The sequence below is a fragment of the Marinomonas sp. ATLA20 genome, from assembly GCF_057180105.1.
This window is the reverse complement of sequence record NZ_JBXUKU010000004.1, coordinates 302,877-324,874: the sequence shown is the minus strand read 5'-3', so window position 1 is coordinate 324,874 and position 21,998 is coordinate 302,877. Positions and strand designations below refer to the sequence as shown.

General features: G+C 43.5%; 16 protein-coding genes. 5 read left to right on the top strand and 11 right to left on the bottom strand.

Going from position 1 to position 21,998, the window contains the following annotated elements; genetic code table 11:
- Positions 1-12: 12 nt before the first annotated feature.
- The 10 genes from AC2A4J_RS09440 to AC2A4J_RS09395 form a co-directional block, all read right to left on the bottom strand.
- Entirely contained in the window at positions 13-1,467 is a 1,455-nt protein-coding gene (locus tag AC2A4J_RS09440) for a TrkH family potassium uptake protein (protein ID WP_484175813.1), read from the bottom strand.
- Positions 1,468-1,956: 489 nt separating this feature from the next.
- Positions 1,957-2,889 carry an electron transfer flavoprotein subunit alpha/FixB family protein gene (locus AC2A4J_RS09435; protein WP_484175812.1) on the bottom strand — a complete coding sequence of 311 codons (933 nt, stop codon included), beginning with the start codon at positions 2,887-2,889 and terminating at the stop codon, positions 1,957-1,959.
- Complete coding sequence (locus tag AC2A4J_RS09430; protein ID WP_255825592.1) at positions 2,889-3,638, bottom strand: electron transfer flavoprotein subunit beta/FixA family protein; 750 nt, start codon at positions 3,636-3,638, stop codon at positions 2,889-2,891. Before AC2A4J_RS09430 ends, AC2A4J_RS09435 begins: the two co-directional genes overlap by 1 nt.
- 20 nt (positions 3,639-3,658) lie before the next feature.
- Positions 3,659-4,075 carry an acyl-CoA thioesterase gene (locus AC2A4J_RS09425; RefSeq protein WP_205114110.1) on the bottom strand — a complete coding sequence of 139 codons (417 nt, stop codon included), beginning with the start codon at positions 4,073-4,075 and terminating at the stop codon, positions 3,659-3,661.
- Between the two features lie 11 nt (positions 4,076-4,086).
- Positions 4,087-5,940 carry a feruloyl-CoA synthase gene (locus AC2A4J_RS09420; protein ID WP_114411904.1) on the bottom strand — a complete coding sequence of 618 codons (1,854 nt, stop codon included), beginning with the start codon at positions 5,938-5,940 and terminating at the stop codon, positions 4,087-4,089.
- Positions 5,941-6,074: 134 nt separating this feature from the next.
- Entirely contained in the window at positions 6,075-7,823 is a 1,749-nt protein-coding gene (locus tag AC2A4J_RS09415) for an acyl-CoA dehydrogenase family protein (RefSeq protein WP_484175811.1), read from the bottom strand.
- Between the two features lie 13 nt (positions 7,824-7,836).
- Complete coding sequence (locus tag AC2A4J_RS09410; protein ID WP_484175810.1) at positions 7,837-8,604, bottom strand: 3-hydroxyacyl-CoA dehydrogenase; 768 nt, start codon at positions 8,602-8,604, stop codon at positions 7,837-7,839.
- Between the two features lie 50 nt (positions 8,605-8,654).
- On the bottom strand, positions 8,655-9,413 hold the full coding sequence (locus AC2A4J_RS09405) for a crotonase/enoyl-CoA hydratase family protein (RefSeq protein WP_114411901.1): 759 nt from the start codon (positions 9,411-9,413) through the stop codon (positions 8,655-8,657).
- A gap of 72 nt (positions 9,414-9,485) precedes the next feature.
- Positions 9,486-10,688 carry a thiolase family protein gene (locus tag AC2A4J_RS09400; RefSeq protein ID WP_484175809.1) on the bottom strand — a complete coding sequence of 401 codons (1,203 nt, stop codon included), beginning with the start codon at positions 10,686-10,688 and terminating at the stop codon, positions 9,486-9,488.
- A 31-nt stretch (positions 10,689-10,719) separates the two neighbouring features.
- Entirely contained in the window at positions 10,720-12,288 is a 1,569-nt protein-coding gene (locus AC2A4J_RS09395) for an acyl CoA:acetate/3-ketoacid CoA transferase (protein ID WP_484175808.1), read from the bottom strand.
- A 349-nt stretch (positions 12,289-12,637) separates the two neighbouring features.
- Here AC2A4J_RS09395 and AC2A4J_RS09390 point away from each other — a divergent pair, with 349 nt between their 5' ends.
- The 5 genes from AC2A4J_RS09390 to AC2A4J_RS09370 all read left to right on the top strand — a co-directional run bounded on the left by AC2A4J_RS09390 (position 12,638) and on the right by AC2A4J_RS09370 (position 17,494).
- Positions 12,638-13,672, top strand: coding sequence for a TRAP transporter substrate-binding protein (locus tag AC2A4J_RS09390; protein ID WP_255825598.1), 1,035 nt, complete (start codon positions 12,638-12,640; stop codon positions 13,670-13,672).
- Between the two features lie 345 nt (positions 13,673-14,017).
- On the top strand, positions 14,018-15,055 hold the full coding sequence (locus AC2A4J_RS09385; protein WP_484175807.1) for a TRAP transporter substrate-binding protein: 1,038 nt from the start codon (positions 14,018-14,020) through the stop codon (positions 15,053-15,055).
- A 33-nt stretch (positions 15,056-15,088) separates the two neighbouring features.
- Positions 15,089-15,592, top strand: a complete 504-nt coding sequence (locus AC2A4J_RS09380) for a TRAP transporter small permease (RefSeq protein WP_255825600.1) — start codon at positions 15,089-15,091, stop codon at positions 15,590-15,592.
- Positions 15,585-16,904: a TRAP transporter large permease gene (locus tag AC2A4J_RS09375; protein ID WP_484175806.1), complete on the top strand. Its 1,320-nt coding sequence runs from the start codon at positions 15,585-15,587 to the stop codon at positions 16,902-16,904. The genes AC2A4J_RS09380 and AC2A4J_RS09375 overlap by 8 nt, the downstream gene beginning before the upstream one ends.
- 131 nt (positions 16,905-17,035) lie before the next feature.
- Positions 17,036-17,494: a MarR family winged helix-turn-helix transcriptional regulator gene (locus AC2A4J_RS09370; RefSeq protein ID WP_255825602.1), complete on the top strand. Its 459-nt coding sequence runs from the start codon at positions 17,036-17,038 to the stop codon at positions 17,492-17,494.
- 104 nt (positions 17,495-17,598) lie between these two features.
- Here AC2A4J_RS09370 and AC2A4J_RS09365 read toward each other — a convergent pair whose 3' ends face one another.
- Complete coding sequence (locus AC2A4J_RS09365; protein ID WP_484175805.1) at positions 17,599-21,933, bottom strand: PAS domain S-box protein; 4,335 nt, start codon at positions 21,931-21,933, stop codon at positions 17,599-17,601.
- Between the last annotated feature and the right edge of the window lie 65 nt (positions 21,934-21,998).

Below are 21,998 nucleotides of genomic sequence, written 5' to 3'. Positions count from 1 at the left end.
AGAGCAATATGTTTAATGACGCCACATCACGGGTAAGAAAAGCACTAGCACAGTAAAATACTCCAATCGCCCCAAGATCATCGCAAAACTCATCAGCCAAGTGCCTGTATCACTTAGCGGGGAAAAGTTATTCCCAAGCTCCGCAAACCCCGGGCCAAGCACATTCAAGCAAGCTGCGGTGGCACTCAGAGAAGCCATAAAACTCATGCCCGTCATCATCAATAAGACAGTAAATAAAACCGTAACCATAGCGGCAAGACACATAAAACCCATCACAGAGTGGCGGACATCGGCACTGATAGTTCGTCCCTGAAACTTCATCGCAAACACACCATTTGGGTGTACTAAACGTTTCAATTCCAACGAAATAGATTTTAGAGAAATAATATTCCGGATGACTTTATTACCACCCGCTGTCGACCCTGCGCAACCGCCAATATAACCAACAAAAATCAGTATGATAGAAGTCACTGCAGGCCAAGCACCAAAATCTGTTGCTGCAAACCCCGTGCTGGTAATAAACGAAATAACATGGAAAAAAGACTGTGTGATAGAAACCCAAAGTCCATCTTCTGAACCCGTTTGGAAAAGAAACAAAGCCAATAATAAAGCCACAAAAGCAATGATTTTCAAGAAACCTCGTGTCTCTTCATCTTGCCAATACAACTTAATACTACGGGCAATATAAATACGGTAATGCAACGCGAAATTCACCGCCCCCAATACCATAAAAAGATTACAAATCCACAAAATCAACGGGCTGTTAAAGTACCCCATACTGGCATCATGGGTTGAAAACCCACCAGTCGATACCGTGGTAAAACTGTGACCTATGGCATCAAACGCTGACATACCTGCAAGGTAATAACTCAGCGCACAAAAACCGGTAATGGCCAAATACACCATCCATAGATAATGAGTTGTACTGGATACTCGTGGAGAAAGTTTATCGTCTTTAATCGGTCCTGGCGTTTCTGCTTTTAATAAGCGCATGCCACCAATGTTCAACATTGGAAGAATGGCTACCACAAAGATCACAACACCAAGCCCCCCCATCCATTGCAAAAACTGACGGTACATCAAAAAAGTAGGTGGCATGTCATCTAGGCCAGATAACACAGTTGCACCTGTGGTAGTCAACGCACTAATGGATTCGAACACCCCATCAGTGAAAGAAATATGCGTTATCGAAATAATAGGAATCGCACCAAGCACACCAACAGCCAACCACGTTAAAGTAGCAAACAACATGGCTTCACGAGAATTCACTGAAGGTAAAGGGTACTTTTTAAAACCCAGTAAAATAACTAAGGAGATGCTAAACGTAATCAAGGCAGGCAGGGCAAAAGCACGCCCAACATCATCCTTAAAAAACATAAAGGACAATTCACCAAACACAAACTGCACGACGCTCATCCATAAACACGGCATAGTCAGCAATCGCATAATCAACAATGGGCGAATCATGAGTCTTCACGACTCCTATAAACAATCTGCACAGTATAAAGCATCTTTAAATAGAGGGAGTATTTCAAAAGGGCCATAGGATCGAGGTATACAATAAATCCAGACGCACACTATAAGCCAATAAAGCAAAATTCAAAACTTTTCATTACTGCAAATAAATGCTTATCGATAAGTCTATTTTGCAAACAGTATGGACGAATTATGAATCTTGTGCTTTTATTAAACAAAATAACAATAAATATAAAGTATTCACAAAAGGAATCTCCTATGGAAAACATGCTACTTGTTGATTTTTTTCACCTTACCGCTTTAGCTACGACGGTTTGCTGTTTTTTGGTTATCAGTGGAAAACGCGTTATTGAGCTTTGCTCTCAATCTAATTCAAGCAAATAAAAAAACCGAGCTAGGGCTCGGTTAACATCACCAAATTCAAAACAGGCAGTCTAACTTGATGTTAGACTGCCTCATATTTTTTAGGTACAAGTATACCTACAGCTTACTTGTCATTTCTGGAAGCACTGCAAAAAGATCACCTACCAAGCCATAATCAGCCACCTGAAAGATAGGTGCGTCTTCGTCTTTGTTTACCGCCACAATCACTTTGGAGTCTTTCATGCCTGCTAAATGCTGAATAGCACCAGAAATCCCAAAAGCCATGTACAAATCAGGTGCGACGATTTTACCCGTCTGGCCAACCTGTAAATCATTCGATACAAAACCCGCATCCACTGCCGCACGAGATGCACCAACCGCTGCGCCTAGTTTATCGGCTAACGCCTCGACCAACACAAAGTTCTCACCACTACCGACACCACGACCACCTGACACAATACGGCTAGCGCTGGCAAGATCAGGTCTTGCCGATTCAGTAATGTCATCAGATTGCCAACTAGACAAACCACTTTCAGCCACAAAATCGACCACTTCGACGGCGCAAGCTTGATCATTTTTTTGAGTATTTTTATCAAAGCAAGACCCACGCACTGTTATGACTTTTTTATCATCTAGCACGGTGACCGTTGCAATCGCATTACCGGCATAAATCGGGCGTTTAAATTGCTCAGCACTCAAGACAGCGCAAATATCAGACACCTGACCAACATCCAATAGAGCCGATACTCTCGGCATAAAGTCTTTTGACTCTGAATTAGACGGCGCAATAATGTGCGAATAATTTGCCGCTAAATGCACAACCAAATCGCCCATTGGCTCAGCCAAAGCATATTCATAAACATCCGCATTGGCACACAGCACCTTAGTAACACCAGAAAGGTTCGCCGCGTCATCGGCAACGGACTCAACATTCTTACCTGCCACTAGCACATGGACATCATTGCCAATAGCTTGAGCGGCTGTCAGAGCAGATAAAGTAGCAGGCGAAAGCGTACTCGAATTATGTTCTGCAATTAATAAAGTCGTCATTAGATCACCTTCGCTTCATCTTTCAATTTACTGATCAATTCATCCACCGACGCCACTTTAATGCCCGCACTACGAGTTGAAGGCGCTTCCACTTTATCTAATCGGTAATGAGCCTTTGGCGTTACGCCCAAGTCTGCCAAGGATAAGGTATCGAGTGGTTTACGTTTAGCCTTCATAATATCGGGTAATTTGGCATAGCGAGGTTCATTAAGACGTAGATCCGTCGTTACAATCGCAGGCAATGTCAGGACAACAGTACGTAGCCCGCCATCGATTTCACGAGTAACAAGCGCTTTATCGCCGTCGATAACAAGCCTAGAAGCAAAGGTTCCCTGTGGACATTTAATCAAGGCAGCTAACATCTGTCCCATTTGATTGTTATCAGAATCAATCGACTGCTTGCCAAGAATCACCAATCCAGGTTGCTCTTTTTCAACGACTGCGGCAAAGGCTTTGGCGACATTTAAAGGCTCAATGTCGCTTTCAGCTTCAACCCAAATGGCACGGTCAGCGCCTAACGCCAGGGCATTACGAAGTTGCTCTTGGCTTTGCGTCGTTCCAACGCTCATAACGATCACTTCAGATGCCACGCCAGCTTCTTTCAGGCGAACCGCTTCTTCAACAGCGATTTCGCAAAATGGATTCATTGCCATTTTGACATTGGTTAAATCCACATTGCTTTGATCTGCTTTAACACGAACCTTAACGTTGTAATCAATGACGCGTTTAACACCTACTAAAATTTTCATTCTTTCACTGACCTTTCTGTTTAACCATGACTCAACATTTTTGCTCGAATGTCATCTGGAATTGTCTTAGCTTTAAGATCACCTTCTGCATTTAGACAGGCCCAGACACGTTTTTCCGTGCATTCGACCGCTAAGTCACCATCATTAAAAAGCTGATGACGAATCCCAAAGCTGGCACGACCAACCTCAGTAAACTCACTTTTAATAGTAACCTTGTCACCATACTTAGAAGGTTTAAAAAATTGAGAGCGCGTATCAACCATTGGAAAACCAACGGTCTTTAATACATCGCGAATATATCTAAGCGAAACGCCCATTGCCTCAAATAAAGCCCCCGTTGACGCGTCAAAATAGGCAAAATAACGCGGGTAAAAAACAATATCGGCGGGATCGCAGTCACCCCACTCAATTTGTACTTGGCGTTCATTGTTAAACATGACGCTCTTCCTTATAAACTGATAACCAAATCAGAAAGAGGCTCTTGATACAAAAGCTCAATTTGGTCTTCTCGATGAGCTTGCACCGCACGCTGATTCAACGAACCTTTATCAGTAATTTCATTTGCATCAATACTCGGTGGCACAGCTTGCAACAAAATACGTTGAACCACAGTCGAACTACCGGTGCTGTTTTTAGCAAAATCTCTTAACTTCTGCTGAAAAGCATCACGTACTGCTGAGTGTGCAATAACTTGCTCGTTCGTCTCCACCAAATCATGAGGAAGAATCGCCTGACAATGAGCCCAATCAGGAAAGATCAATGCACTGATATAGCCACGGTTCGTACCACATAACACAACATCTTGTACAAATGGCGCAAAGGCACTGATAAATTTAGCACGCAATGTACCTGCACTGACCCAAGTACCACTATCGAGTTTAAAGTCTTCCGATACACGCCCGTCAAAACGGAAGCCTCGCTGCGGTTCATTTTCATCAAGATATGCTATCGCATCGCCTAAGCAATAATAGCCTTCTTCATCAAACGCTTTTGCGGTCAATTCTGGTTGACGCCAGTAACCCGGCATCACAGTTTCAGCTTTCACACGCGCTTCTAACTTACCTTCGTTTGGAACAAGCTTGATAGACACACCTGGCGCAGGAACACCAATAACACCAGAAGTTGATTCTTCAACAGAAGCAAACGTCGCTGACGGCGCTGTTTCGGTACAGCCTAGCCCAGTGACCATAGGGATTTTCTTGCCAGTATATTGAATCGCCAGCGCATCCAAATCATCCCAAATATGCTGAGCCAAACCTGCAGCGGCAAAGAAGGTAAACTGTAAGCGCGCAAAAAACTTCTCAGCTAACTCACTGTCCGCTTTCAAATTTTTCACTAATAACTCAAAACCTTTTGGCACATTGAAATACACGGTTGGAGATATCTCCGCCAAATTCTGCAATGTCTTAGCGAACAGTTTTTCAGTTGGCTTGCCATCATCAAGATACAAACTACCGCCGTTATACAAAGCGATACCAATATTATGGTTACCGCCAAAAGTATGGTTCCAAGGTAGCCAATCAACCATAATAGGCGGCTGATCTTGCAAGAACTGCATTACTTGATGAATCATCACCTGATTGGCGCAAATCATACGCTGAGTATTGATAACGCCTTTTGGCATACCTGTGGTACCAGAGGTGAAAAGCACTTTGGCAATCGTATCGCCATTCACTTGCTCGTTCATTTCATCAATCAAAGCCGACTCAGGAAAGTCCCAAAAGGATTGAAAAGCCACAATTGGATTGTCAATTTGTTGTGCCTTGGTATCCCCTTTGATCACCACTACGGGAATTTCCGTATCTTGGCAAACCGCTTTAATTGCCTTTTCATAAGGTGCCAACTCATCCACCACAATCATGCCGGGTGTCAAAATATCCACAATACCTTGCAGCTTAGAATAATCCGTCGCGATAAGAGAATAAGCAGGCGACAAAGGAGAATGAGCCACACCCACATACATACCAGCCAAAGCAAGCATCAAATGCTCAACGCTGTTGCCACATAAAAAAACGATGGGACGCTCAGCAGAAACTGGCTGAGTGATTAACCAAGATGCTATTTTTCGTACTCGGGCTACCGCTTGTGAGTAGGTAACTTCCTGCCAGTCACCTTGCTCATCACGCTGCGCAACAAATATTCGATCGGGGGTTTTATCAGCCCAGTATTCAAGCTGATCTGTCCAGCAACGAGCATACTCATCGAGCGCTTTTTGGCTATTGATGATTTGCACTCCGCCGTCGCGATTTTCAATGTCGATAGGATGCGCTACAACTTTTATTGGATGAAATTCACCGTTCATTTTTTTGCTCCCACTCTCATCTTTTGCCCTTCAGGGCTCTATGATTATTTTTATGGCTAGAGTTTTAGGGAGTGGTTTATTAACCACTGCCGAATTGTTATTTTTATCTCGACTTCAGACCTAAATGGCCTGCTTCAAAATTTATATTTGCCAAGACCTAACCCAGCGTTTTCAACGACCATCAATGCCGCCATGGCAGACGGCAAACGATAAGCACCGTAAAATACGGATAGCGCCTTAATATTCTGCACGTAAGACTCATCCGTATTTTCTTGCGCTTGCTGATAAGCCAACACATTCAATAACTGCCATGTGCAACATAAGATCCCCATGGCTTCCAAGAAGGGCACAGACACAGCCAGTAAATCTTCATGGTCCATATCAGGATTCAGCAAATGTGAATGCAGTAACGACGTCATCTTTTTAATCACTTGCTGAGAGTCTTGCGCCATAGAGGCAAATACCTCGTCGGACTCAAAAGACTGAGCCAACTGAGTTACTTCTGCTAATAACTCAGTTAAGGCTTTACCCTGATCGCCGCGCACTTTTCTAAACATCAAGTCACGGGCTTGAATACCAGTGGTGCCTTCATAAATCGTCGTCACTCGAGCATCACGCATAATTTGCGCCACACCAGTTTCTTCTACAAAGCCCATACCACCAAATACCTGAACCACTTGACCCGCCATGACATTCGCACGTTCGGTTGCAAAGGCTTTAAAGATCGGCGTTAGCAAAGCCACTCGGTCTTTTTTCAGCGGATCATCTGTCACTTCAGTCGCATCAATTTGCGCCGCAATCTGATAACCCAAGGCACGCAGCGCAAAGGTTTCCGAACGTATTTCTAACAACATCCGTTTTACATCAGCATGTTCAACAATGGCCACTTTTTCACCTTGGCTATTGGCACCCTGAGTTCTTTCTTGGGCATATTCCAATGCTCGCTGGTATCCTAATTCACCTAACGCCACACCTTGCAGGCCACAACTTAATCGAGCCTCGTTCATCAAGACGAACATCGCCATTAGGCCTTGATTCAACTCACCGACTAATTCACCAATACAGTCATCATGATCACCGTAACTAATAGAGCACGTTGGGCTACCATGAAGTCCCATTTTGTGTTCAATACCGGTACAGCGAACATCGTTAAACTCTCCTAATGCACCATCATCAGCAACACGATGTTTAGGTACGATAAATAGCGAAATACCGCGACTGCCTGCTGGTGCATCTGGTGTTCTAGCCAAAACCAAATGGGCAATATTGTCGGTAAGATCATGATCGCCATAGGTAATGTAAATCTTCTGGCCTTTGATTTTATAAGTGCCATCTTGTTGAGGAATGGCCTTGGTACTCAATGCGCCGAGATCTGAACCCGCATTGGGTTCTGTCAGAGCCATCGCCACCGTCCATTCACCGCTAACAATCTTTGGTAAATAACGATTTTGAATCGATTCATTGGCAAAATTTAAAAGAATTTCTGAACCACCTTGCGCCAAAGCTTGAAACATCACAAAGGCCAAATTCGCTGACAGCCACATTTCGTTTACAGGCTGGGCAATGTATTTTGGCAGACCTTGACCACCAAACTCCTCAGGCAATGCCAAACCAATCCAGCCAGATTCGGCGAATTGCTGATACGCCTCTTTCCAACCATCAGCTGTAATCACTTTCCCGTCCCGAAAGCGGCAACCTTGCACATCACCAACTTGGTTCAGTGGAGCAAGTACACCAGTAGCGAACTTAGCCGCTTCTTCCATTACCGCATTGGCCAATTCAGGGTCGAAACCGTCTAACGATTCAACGCCAGCCAGACCTTGCTGTTGATAGGCTTGTGCCACCAGCAACTGCATATCTTTGTAAGGAGCTTGATAGTTCATCATCAACTCCGTATTACTTCGCAGCCATACGAATCGCACCGTCAAGACGAATCACTTCGCCATTCAGCATGCCATTTTCGATGATGTGTTGTGCCAAAGACGCGTATTCATCAGGCTCACCAAGACGCGGTGGAAATGGCACAGATTCACCCAAAGATTTTTGCACTTCTTCCGGCAAAACATCCATCATTGGCGTTTTAAATAATCCCGGAGCAATGGTCATCACTCGAATACCAAAGCGTGCTAATTCACGAGCAATTGGCAAGGTCATGGCGCACACACCACCTTTGGAAGCGGCATAACCTGCTTGCCCGATCTGACCATCAAACGCCGCTACAGACGCTGTATTAATAATTACGCCGCGCTCTAAATTGGCTTCTTGCTCGTTATGCTGCATTTTGTCAGCAACCAAACGAATCATATTAAAAGTACCAATTAAGTTAACCGATACCGCACGTTGAAATGATGCCAAGCGATGTGGCCCTTCACGACCGACAATACGCTCTGCGCCTGGAATACCTGCGCAGTTCACTAAACCACTAATAGGACCAAAGGCTTCAACGGCTTGATCAATCGCACTTTGTACCGAATTCTCATCAACGATGTCTGTCACGCAACCTTGTACGCGCTCACCTAAATCAGATTTAACGCGTGCCAAACCTTCTTCATTCACATCGGCTAGGGTCACTTTTGCTCCTAAACCATGTAGACGACGGGCAACCGCCTCGCCAATACCCGAAGCTGAACCTGTCACCACAAAATGTTTATCTTGAATTTGCATCTTAATACTCCTTACCTTGCTGTTATTTTTATGACAAAGGGCAAAACTTCTTAGCTTTTTTTACGATTCAAAAACGCATCAATACGTGCTTTTACTTCATCGCTGGTTTGCGTAATGCCACAAATCAATGATTCAGTGTACAGACCATCTTGTGCCGACATATTGCTAATACGGCTCAGACCTGTGGTCATGGCCCAGTTGGAGTATTTCGAGTTTTTGCCGATGCCTTCTGCGATTTCAAAGGCTTTTGCCAAGGCTTCACCATTGCCAACAACATAATGTGCCAAGCCAATACGCAAACCTTCTTCGGCTCTTACATCACGTCCCGTCAGCATCATTTCTGTCATGCGGCTGGCACCAATCACATTGGATACATTTACCGATGCGCCACCGCCAACAAAGATGCCATGTTTACCCTCAGGCAGACGGTAAAAGGTATTTTCTTCACTGACACGAACATGGGCACAAATCGCCAATTCCAAACCGCCGCCAATCACCGCGCCATGCATAGCAGCCACGACAGGAATGCCTGAATCACTAATATGACCAAACACGCGATGCCACATATTAGAGTGCTTCACCACTTCAAATGGCTCACGGGCTTTGTGCTCTTGCAAATCCAGACCAGAGCAAAACTCCGGGCCGCTACCTGAAAACACAATGACATTAACGTCATCGGTTAAATTCAAAAACACGTGTTCAATCTCAAGACATAAGCTGTCATTGATGGCATTTTTCTTTTCTGGGCGATTAAGCTGCAAATGCGCCACGCCATTTTCTACGGAATAGTTAATAAATTGATAAGTCATCTCGGATTACCTTTAAAATTCTTTATGGAACGCCTCAAACTCTTATTGGCGAGCGCAGTAGTCATGCCGTTTTTATCGGTCAGAAACCTTAATCACCACGGCCATGCCAGTGTCTCCAGCAGCACAACCCGTGAATAAACCGTAACCGCCGCCGTTGATGACCAATTCTTCAATAAGCTCAATAATGGCGCGCATGCCAGTTGGCCCTTGAGGGTGTCCCCAAATCAATGAACAGCCGTAGTTATTCATCGTCATCACATCAACATCCATGGCTTTGGCAAAAGCCACATCGTTCACAGCAAATGGATTGTGTGTTTTGATCGCTTTGACTTGTTTAATATCAACTCCCGCTACAGCTAGAGCGCGTTTTGCCGCTTCTATTGGCGCCGCTGGCATGTAAGCAAGATCATCTCGGGCTTGGCCAAAACCTAGCACTTCGACTTTAATTTCAGGGCGAGAAGTGAGTGAAGCAACCTCTTCAGAACGACAAAGAATCGCAGAGGCATTACCATCAGCAGGATGCGTTTGGTTACCAAAGGTAATCACGCCACCTTCTTGAATGGGTTTTAGTTTTTGCAAGCCCTCCAGCGTCGTTGGGAAAACCCCTTCATCGCCAGTAATTACCGTGTCTTCTTTTTTGAAGTTAGCCGTTGGCACAGACAAAGGCAGCGTCATATAACGCTTTTGAAAAGCTTGATCGTCTTTCAAAGCATCTTGATATTGTTCATAACGTCTATAAGTTACTAAATCCAATTCTTCACGAGTAATATCAAAACGTTTGGCAACGTTTTCACCCGTTTGCATCATCGAATGGCCGCCAACACAATCGTTCATCATGTTATAAGTTACTTGGTCTTCAGATGCTCCAGCTGGACCTTTCGCATTTGGGTAATAAATATGCGGGCCGTTTGAGCAACGATCTGCAGTTATCAAAAGGGACACATTTGCCATGCCACAGACGATTTCCGACGCAGCAGCAAACAAACCTCGGGCACTGGTCGCGCACACTTGGTTAACCGCATGACCTGCTGTATTTACCGCACCAATGTCATACAAAGGCCAAGGTGCGCCGTTAAAAGATTGATACTGATTAACCGTCATGCCCAATACGCCTGAATCGAACACCTTTGGATCAATGTTGCGTTTTGCCAATTCAGCTTTCGCTACGTGCGCAGCGAATTTCATCGAGTGCAAGTGCTGAAGTGAACCTTGCCATTTGGTAAACGGTGTACTCCAGTAAGCGCCGTAAGGAATTTCTACATTCTTGATAGACATAAAGTGTCCTCGCTTATTTATTCTTGTTATTTTACTGTTGGTTAGCTGCTGCCATGATGTCGCCCAAACCGCCCCACTGCTCAGCAAAGATTTCTGCTGGCATATTTTTAAGGTCATCAGCGATGATTGGACGGAACGCCATCACACTTAACACGTCTTTTTCTAGATCTAGTCCCGGTGCAATTTCGGTTAGAACCATGCCTTCTTGGCGCAGCTCCAACACACAACGTTCAGTGACAAACACGACAGGTTGATGATTTTCTCTCGCAACAGACCCACTGAAAGTAATGTGATCAACGGCTTCAACAAACTTCTGCACCTTACCTTCTTCCAACACTTTCATCTTGCCATTTTCGAAACCAAGTTTGGCACCGTTGACTAATGTGCCGCAGAACACCACTTTCTTAGCGCTCTGGGAAATATTAATAAAACCACCAGGCCCAACCACTTTAGGGCCAAATTTACTGACGTTTAAATTGCCATTTTTATCCGCTTGAGCCAGTCCTAAGAAAGCAATATCCAAACCTCCGCCGTCATAAAAATCAAACTGAGCTTCATGCTCAATAATCGCATCCGCATTCCACGCCGCACCAAAATCACCGCCAGACGCGGGAATACCGCCGTAAGTGCCGAGCTCGGTTGTTAGAGTAAATAAATGGGAGACTTTTTCTTCTGCGGCAATTGCGGCGACACCGTCAGGCATACCAATACCAAGGTTCACCATGACATTCGCTTTCAGCTCCATAGCAGCACGGCGAGCAATCACTTTTCGGTCGCTGAACGGCATAGGTGGCAAAGCGTTTAACGGTACACGTGAGTTACCGGCTAAACCTGGGTTGTAGGTTGTAGTGATGGTTTGTTTGTGATCTTCGGCTGGAGCAACGGTAACGTAATCCACTAATACGCCGGGTACTTTGACTTCTTTAGGATGTATTGAATGACGTTCAGCAATGTATTTCACTTGCGCAATAACGATACCACCGCTGTTTTTCGCTGCCTGCGCCATAGGCAAAATTTCCGCCAACATGGCTTCTTCTTCTACAGACAAGTTGCCATTTTCATCAGCCGTAGTGGCACGGATAACCACCACATCTAACGGGAATTTTTTATAAAGTAGCCACTCTTCGTCTTCAATATCGATGCGTTTCACTAGATCTTCAGTGGTTATAGATGTCACTTTACCACCGCTAATCAGAGGATCGACGTAGGTTCCCATGCCAACTTTGGTAATCACGCCTGGCTTATTTCCAGCGATCTGACGCCACATGGTGGTCAATACACCTTGAGGTAGTAAATAAGCTTCAATGGCATTATCAGTAATCATCTGCGCCATCTTTGGTGCTTGACCTGTGTGACCAGAAATCAAACGCTTCACCAAATTTGGATGCGCCATATGTGACATGCCTGCATCTCTACCATCACCACAACCACAGTCATGAATAAGCGTTAATTGCTGCGGATGACCTGTTTTTTCAAAACGCTGCTCAACGGCTTTGGCGATCGCCTCTGCAAAATAAGACATTCCTACGGTAGACCAAGCGACGTTGGCACCATCTGGAATTAAGTCAGCAGCTTGCGCTAGGGAAATAACCTTGCTCATTTTCTACCCTCACATGTCTTTTATAATTGTTTAGTAAGTTGGGCTTTAATTTGCTGACGTTACTTTGCCAGACATAATTATGTTGTACACCACAACTATTTTTTTTACAAACATTTTATGTTGGCGTTACTTTTTTTGAATAGCCAGTGTAAAAATCCAATAAGTGTAAATGTTGAAAGAAACAACAATTTATGTGAAAAACAAACTATGATCTAGAAAGTAATAGTTTGATGGCAGTCGACTCGATATTGCGTAAACGCTCTTGGTAGCGTCATAAAAAAGCTATGTAACGTAGTCACCACACTGTTGCTAGGTCTCGATTAATAAAAATAAAACAAAGGTGAATAGAATGAAAAAAATCCCTCTAGCAGGCTTGGCCTTATTAGCTGGCTCAATGATGTCTATGACTGCTTTCGCAGCAGAGCCTGAATATAAGCTCAAACTACACCACATGCTGCCACCAGCATCTAATGCCCATAGCAACTTTCTAGAACCTTGGGCAAAAAAAGTGGAAGCAGAATCGAATGGCCGTATTCACATTGATATTTATCCTGCCATGCAATTAGGCGGCAAACCGGCTCAACTTTTCGACCAAACTCGCAAAGGTATTGTCGATATTTCTTGGACTGTCGCAGGCTATACTCCTGGACGTTTCCCTAAAATGACCTCTTTTGAACTGCCCTTTATCCCAGGCTCGGCTCAAGCAACCAGTATGGCTTTACAGGAATATGCCGAAACAGAAATGCAAGATGAACTAAAAGATGTTCATCTACTGGCGGTTCATACTCACACACCGGGCTCTCTTCACTCACGTGATAAAAGAATTAAAACGCTTGAAGACCTAGAAGGATTAAAAGTACGTGCGCCAAATAAAGCCATGTCAGAAGCATTCGATCTTGTGGGCGCCAATACGGTATTTTTGCCCGTAACAGAAATGCCCAGCGCTCTTTCTAAAGGTGTAATAGACGTAGCTGTATTGCCATATGAAGTGGTTCTACCAATGAAAATCCATGAACTTGTTGGGCACCATACTGAGTTTAAAGGCACCGGCTTATACACAAATACCTTTATTTTTTCGATGAATAAAAAAGTATATGACAGCATGCCTCTCGACTTACAAAAAGTGATCGACAATAACTCAGGCATTACGTTAGCGGGCCACATTGGCAAGCTTTTCGATGACTACGAATTATTTGCACGTAAATTCGCTGTGGATCGTGGTAATACTTTTGATTATATCGAAGGAGCAGAACATCAACATTGGGAAAAAGCCATGTCCCCAATCGCAGAAAAATGGGTGAAAGACATGAATGAGGATGGCTATGATGGCCAGCGCTTACTTGATAAAACGAAATCCTTGATTCAAAAATATAATGACCTCTAAGAAGCATCATTGTTAACCTGAAAACAGCGCTCTTCCCTTAGAGCGCTGCTCTATATAGGGATATCTCACAAAACACTGTTATAACGAAGGATTAGGAATAATCTAAATAGGTCACTTTCACCCTTTTTTAAGCAACCATACCTATTTTGAATACCTTGGGTAAAAAATCTATCTTCCAGATTGTTGAAATGCACAACAATCTATGTCAAAAAGGAGTGAGTTTTAGGCAATAATAAGGAAATGATGCCTGCATGACTTTGTCATCTAGGATGATGACATACCTAAAATGTCATTAACGATTCCAAAAGCAAGACTCGTATAACAAAAAAAATAAAGGTGATCAAAATGAGAAAATTCAAACTACAAAGCTTGGCATTAATCGCAGGCTCTATCATGTCCATCAATGCCCTAGCGGCGGAGGCGGAATACACTTTCAAACTTCACCACATGCTTCCACCAGTGTCTAATGCACACACAAACTTTCTACAGCCTTGGGCAGATAAAGTAGAAGAAGAATCTAACGGCCGCATCCATATTGATATTTATCCAGCCATGCAATTAGGCGGCAAGCCACCCCAGCTATTCGATCAAACTCGTAAAGGGGTTGTTGATATTACTTGGACGGTTGGCGGCTATACTCCCGGACGCTTCCCGAAGGCCACTGTATTTGAACTGCCGTTTATGCCTCTAAACGCTCGTACCACAAGCATGGCTTTACAAGAATATGCAGAAAAAGAAATGCAGGATGAACTAAAAGACGTTCACTTACTTGCCATGCACACCCACTTCCCAGGCTCCCTCCATTCCCGTGATAAAGACATCAAATCTCTTGAAGACCTTGATGGACTAAAAGTACGTGCGCCAAACAAAATGATGGCTGATGCTTTCGGTATTTTGGGTGGCAATACGGTTTTCATGCCGGTTCCTAGCATGCCAAGCGCCCTATCAAAAGGCGTTATCGATGTAGCTGCGCTACCATTTGAAGTCGTTAAGCCATTAAAAATTGATGAATTAGCACCACACCATACTGAGTTCAAAGGTGATCGTGGCCTCTACACTCAATTCTTCATTTTCGCGATGAATAATGATTCTTACGCAAAACTTCCAGAGGACCTGAAAGCCGTCATAGACCGAAACTCAGGGGTTAATCTAGCCGGCTTTATCGGTGATGCATTCGATGCGTATGAAGTAGGCGCTCGTGGCGATGCAGTTAAACGCGGTAATACGTTTAGCACGATTGAAGGGGCTGAATACGATCGCTGGAAAGAGAAGTTAGCTCCTGTCACTGAGGAGTGGGTAGAAGAAATGAATGATGATGGTTATGACGGACAACGTCTATTAGACGAAGCCAAAGACCTTATCAAGAAATACGAAAACTTCTAAGCCATACCGTTACCGTACGTAGGATGATTTAACATGATACGTTTTACTACCGACTTACAGCGCTCTTTCCTAGGGCGCGCTTCTGACATATTAGCACTGACAGGTGGGTTTATCATGTTAGTGGTAGCGGCGGTTACCGTCGCTAGCATTATTGGTCGAACCACGATTGGTCAATCAATTGAGGGAGATTATGAGATAACAGAAATGGGGCTAGCCATGGCCATCTTTCTCTTTCTCCCTACTTGTTATATCCGTAAAGGCCACGTCATTGTTGACTTGTTTACGGCTAACTGCAAACCAAACACCTTGCTCACTTTAGGAATAATTAGTGACCTTGTGTTTACCCTTGTTTCGTTTACTTTTGCTTATCGAATGACCCTAAGTGGCTTTGAAGCAAAAGAATATTTAGAGCAAAGTATGCTACTTGAACTTCCCACTTGGTGGACTTTTATTGTTGGTGTCATTGCTATGACACTTTGTGGTCTGTGCGGCCTATATCGCTTGTCCGCAACACTTCGTGGAGGTAATCATGAGTAATATCGAACTGGCCTTTTTAATGATGGCTGTGCTGATGGTCTTAATGAGCATCCGCATTCCGATTGCATTGTCCATGTTAGTGTGTGGCGCATTTGGTTACGCCATGATCGGTGGCTTCCCTGCTCTATTGGAATATTTAGGCACCGCGCCCGTTTCAAAGTTCTCTAGTTATGATTTATCGGTTGTACCGCTTTTCCTACTAATGGGAGAGTTAGCCACACGCTCTGGTATTACAGCAGAACTTTTTAGAACCTGTAATACATGGATAGGCCGTCAACGTGGTGGTATTGCCATGGCGGCTATTGCAGGTTGCGCTGCATTTGGCGCTATTTGTGGATCTTCGTTAGCAACAGCGTCCACTATGGGGAAAGTAGCGCTTCCTGAAATGAAGCGTCTTAATTATTCTGGCAGTCTTGCTGCTGGCGCACTAGCGGCAGGCGGTACATTAGGGATTTTGATTCCGCCATCAATGGTACTCATCATCTTTGCGGTACTGACTGAGCAAAACATCTCTAAGATGTTTATTGCAGCCTTTGTTCCAGGCTTTTTAGCAGCTGGCGGTTATATTCTTGCCATTGCTATTTATGTGCGTTTGTACCCAGATGCTGGTCCACGCGGTGAAAAAACGACCTTTGCCCAAAAACTTAAATCCACCAAGGATGTTTGGCACATCACGGGGATTTTCTTAATCGTTTTGGGTGGCATTTATTTAGGTATTTTCACACCCACTGAAGCCGCGTCTGTTGGGGTTATCCTGACAGCAATCCTAGCATTCACTCACGGTAAAATGCGTCTTGATGGCTTGTTAGTCTGCTTAATGAAAACGGCTGTTTCTTCTGCAATGATCTTTTTCATTGTATTAGGTGCGGATCTATTTAGTGTCTTTATTGCGCTATCAAGATTACCAGACTTAGGCGTCGAGCTGATTCAGAACTCAGGTTTGTCGCCATACACTATATTGGTTTGCATGCTGCTTACCTATTTGGTCATGGGCTGCTTCTTAGACAGTTTGGCGATGATTTTGCTGACCATTCCAATTTATTTCCCAATGGTTATGGCAATGGACTTTGGTATTCCACAAGCCGATTTAGGTATTTGGTTCGGCATACTCGCCTTGATCGTTGTTGAAGTGGGGTTAATAACCCCCCCTGTTGGTATGAACGTCTTTATTATCAAATCGTTTGATGATTCGCTGAAACTAAAAGAGTGTTTTAAAGGTGTGATTCCATTCCTTCTCTCTGACTTTGTCAGGGTGGCTTTGTTGATACTTTTCCCAAGTATTACCCTCGGCTTGGTTCACCTAATTGGCTAATGAAAACCAACAAGAGCCGGGAATTATGCCGGCTCTTGTTGCATAGAGAAGACTCTAAACTGTTTAGCATTACACCAGATTAGTTTTTTTATATTACAATACGGGTTCATCTGATTAAAAATGAGACTTAAATGGCTGACGACACAAAAAAAACAGACCAACCAGTGGACTTTGGGATACTCAATAGCTTAGTTGGTTATCGCCTACGTCGCGCTCAAATGAATTTCTTTAGCAAGTTTTCTGAAGTGTGTTCTGATCTTGGCATTAGTCCTGGTTTATTTGCCATTATTGCCATCGTGGAACGTAACCCTGGCTTAACTCAAACGGCTGTCGCTCAAGCCCTCGGTAATGACAGATCGGCCATGGTGGCCGCGGTCGATAAGCTAGAGCAAATGGACATTATTGAACGTCGACCAGCCATTAATGATCGCCGTTCTTATGCTTTATTTATGACTAAAAAAGGTGAAAAGTTTTTCTTAACGTTAAGCGATCGCGTCATGGAACATGAACAAATCATGGCTGCACGCTTAGAAGGTGAAAATGAATTGGAGTGGCTTTTGAAAACGCTAGACACCTTGTCTCATGGCTAGACAAAGTAGCGCAAAATCTGACTCTCTTATCTTGTCATAAAAAATAACCCAACCATCAAAAATGGTTGGGTTATTTTTTTGTAATATACTCGCTACCGTTCTAATTACGGTAATGCTGCGAAAATGATAGCGAGCTCTTCTTCTAGCTCAACATTCAACTCGGTCGTATTAATAGACGCCATGCAGGCTTCTATTTCAGCTATGTCTTCTGACACTTTTAACACACTTTCATAGGCAAACACTCTATTGGAAAATTTCAACAATCCCATCGTCAGTGCTGCACCTTTTAGAGTGTGAAGGTTCTCACGCGTTGCCACCTGATCCTTCTTATCGGCCGCTTCTTTTATCTTGTCTAATAAATCTTTTGCCTCAAGAGTAAAGCCTTCGACAACGCTTCGGTAAAGATCCACACTGTCACCAAATCGGTTCAAGATGGATTCTATGTCTTCGTATTCATCACCATTGTTGTCACTGGCATTGTTTTCACTAGCATTGTTTTCACTAGCATTGCTTTCAGGTGTTATGACTGCTGGCTCAATACACTCAGGTGATTCGCTCTCTTCTTCATGAATCACAACCGCTGAGTTACTTTGATTCGCCGGTTTAGCCGTCGTGTGTTTAAGAATACAGCCAACCATCTGATCTATATCTAAAGGTTTACCAATATGATCGTTCATGCCAGCGTCAAGGCAAGACTGACGGTCTGTTTCTGACACATTTGCGGTCATGGCGATAATAGGAAGTGGAGCAAATTTCGACACTTTACGAATTTGCCTAGTCGCTTCTAAACCGTCCATTTCTGGCATCTGCATGTCCATTAAAACCAAGTCAAAGCTGACTTCATCATGGTTTAATACTGTTGCGACACCCTCTATGCCATTTTCAGCAACGGAAACGATAGCCCCTTCCGCCCTCAATAACTCCGTGGCGACTTGTCTATTAAAAGCGTTATCTTCCACCAGTAGTAGTTTTAGTCCCATTAGACTTTCTTCTTGCTGATTATCCTGAGACCTTTCTATATCGGTAGTCGTACCTGAAAGAGATTGGTATACAGATTCTGATAATTTGCTCAAAGTAACAGGTTTCAATAAGTAGCTGGAGACTGCTTTAAGCTCATTGCCTGATTGATTACTCTGCATGCTGGACAGCATTATTATTTTGGGTGCTATTTTAAAGTCACCGGTACTAGACAGCAGATCTTCAATGCTGTTCTGATCGATGAAGTCCACAGTCTTTGTATCCAACAAAATCACATCATAAAAATCATCCTGTTTGGCAGCTAAATGAATACATTGCACAGCTTCTTCAATAGACTCCGCTTTTTCGCAATACCAGCCGAGAGTCGATGCCATACGAGTCAAAACAACTTGTGTCGCCACATTGGTATCGACAATTAAAATACGCAGTGTTTTTGAGGGTAATGAATGTGGTCTTGTTTCAAGCGGACTATCAGCAGTTGGCAAATCAACAGTAAAATGAAAACGACTGCCTTCCCCCAATACACTATCTACGTTCAACTCCCCGCCCATCAGCTCAACAAATCGGCGGCAAATGACCAAACCTAGACCCGACCCTCCAAAACGCCTTGCAGTAGAGGATTCAGCTTGCGAGAACACATCAAAAATAGCGTCTATTTGATCTTTCGCAATACCAATACCCGTATCATTAACAGAAACACTTAAACGTGATACGCCCTCAACAGCCTGCGACTTGATTTGCAAAACAACACTGCCTTCTAGGGTGAATTTGACAGCATTGCTGACTAAGTTAATCAGTATCTGCAATAGGCGTAATTTATCTCCGATGAGATATTCTGGTATATCTTTATCAACGTCAAAAATCAGCTCAACGTCTTTTCCTAACGAACTTCCAGACAAAACAGTAGACAGTTCGCATAATAATTCTTCGACTTCAAACGGCGCTTTCTCTAAAACCAGCTTTCCAGCATCGACTTTAGAAAAATCCAAAATATCATTAATTAAACTCAATAGTGATTTCGCTGATATTTGCGCTTTTGATACATAATCATTTTGTTGATGAGTTAACGTCGTACGTTTGACTAAATGCAGCATCCCCAGAATGGCATTCATGGGCGTACGAATTTCATGACTCATATTGGCAAGAAAGTTTGATTTCGCCGCACTAGCCGCATCCGCTTCCTCTTTGGCTTTTCGCAGCCAACTCTCTAATTCATATTCTTTGGTAATATCGCGGTTTATTCCCATTAATTTTGTCATTTTGCCATTTGAATTTTTTTGTAAAATGGCACGCCCCAAAATATAACGAATACTGCCATCGGATACGATGATTCTAATAATGACTTCTTCGTGTTCTTGCCCTGCAATGGCAGCATTGAATGAAGCTTCAGCAGACGCTAAATCTTCAGGATGAATAAATTCCCGCCATTTTTCGAGTGACAGTCCTTTATTCGTTATGGAACGAGGTAGCTGATAGATATCGAACATCAAATCGCTCCATTCCGACTTCCCGGTTTCTATATCTAAATGCCAAACCCCCAATTTAGCGACTTCCGCCGCCATTAACATTTGGTCTCTCGCATAGATCAACTCTCGCTGAGCTCTTTTTTGTTCCGAAATGTCGATGGCCATCCCAAGAAAACCAATCAACTCACCATCGCTATTTTTCATTGGTGTAACCAATATAGAAACAGGGATATGATTCCCCTGTTTATCAATATAGGTCCATTCTTGGCTATCGTAACCATCACGTAACGCGAAATAAACGAACGCTTCACGTTCATCAACTTGCACTCCGGTCGTTTCAAATATTGTCACACACTTCTGGTCCATCTCCGATTGAAGATGGAATACAGCTGGCGTCAACTTACCAACCACTTCCTCTGCGGTATAACCCAACATTTTCTCTGCGCCATAGTTAAAGAGTGTAATAAAACCACTCATATCCGTTGCGATCATTGAAACCTCAGATGACGCATTTAGCACATCATTTAATAATACATTAAGTTCACGTAACTCAGCTGTTTGCTCCTTAACCTGATGTTCTAAATTGGTATTCAATTCTTGTATTCTAGCCTCTGCTTTTTTACGCTCAGAGATATCTCGCACACTTTTAGACACACCAATGATGATATTTTTAGCATCTAAAATGGGGGACAACGTCAGTGAAACGGGGACTTCCGTACCGAATTTCGTCTTTCTACGAGTCTCAATGGAGTGCGCTTCTTTATTCGCTATTAGATTAGAAACCGTATCAAAATTTTCCTCTTTAAGGTCTTCTGGCACCAGTAGATCATAAATAGATTGTCCTATGGCCTCTTCATGGGTGAAACCCAAAATACGCTCGGCGCTCTTATTCCAACTGACAATCAGCCCATCTAAACTATGACTAACAATACCATCAGCAGAGCTTTCTACTAACGCGGTGATTCTGGATTGATGAGCCATCACTTCACGCTGACGTACGATGTTTACTCGAACCACCACCACAAAACCAGCACCCAGTAAGCTGATAAAAAAGCCCACTACTAAAAAAAACAAAGGATCTGGAAGGTGTAGATCTGCAATAAAGGCAGGAGAGACATTTAATTTACTCTTCCAATTCCGACCATAAACAACTGTCGTTTGAACTTGCTCATAACCTCTATGTTTCAGTTCACCTGTGTTATAAAAAAGCACTTGATCATCTAAATCTGTAATGTCATAAAGTTGGTAATGAACTTTATTAGGATCATAACTTAGGCTGTCGAGAACCTCTTCCGTTATCAACGCCGCATAACTCCAACCGGAACCTTTGTTTATTCGCTCTGATTGAGTATTTGGCGTACTACCTCCACGGTAAATTGGCATAAGAATTAAAAAAGATTGCTGAGGTTTTCCCGTGGCTTGCACTAAAGTAATTGGACCGCTTAAACGCACTTCGCCAGTGTATAGCGACGATGTAGCAGCCTCTCTGCGGTTTCTTTCTGATGCTATATCCAACCCAACCGCCTGACGATTACGCTCTACCGGTTCAATATACTGAATAACATAATGCTCGTTAAAGTTGGGGTTAAGCATTTTTATGGAAAATTCTGGCCAGCCATCTTGACGAGCCAACGATGTAAAACTCGCTATGTCTGATTGTGGTACTCGTCGGATAAAACCAAAACCGTGAGCCCCTGGAAACTCGTCGTCAATATCTCTCGATAGACTATATCGCTTAAAAATATCGCGTGTAATCGTGTTTTCACCTGCTGTAAGCACAGCTCCGCGAGCACCGCGCAATCCATACTGGTATAGCTCTATTCTAGACGTCACTTCTTGCTTTAAAGTAACCGATGTATCGTAAGCCGCCTGATTAATTCTTTTCTCATTTGAGTAATAAACGTCATAAGCCACAGCACAAGTGATTAACGTCCCGACAAGCAAAGTGATCATCACCCAGCGATTGAATATGTTTTCAGATGACAACCAATTCACATTTGCCTCCTAGCAAAATTATCTACCGATAAGTGTAGATTAACTAATGGTTTTTAGAAGCAACT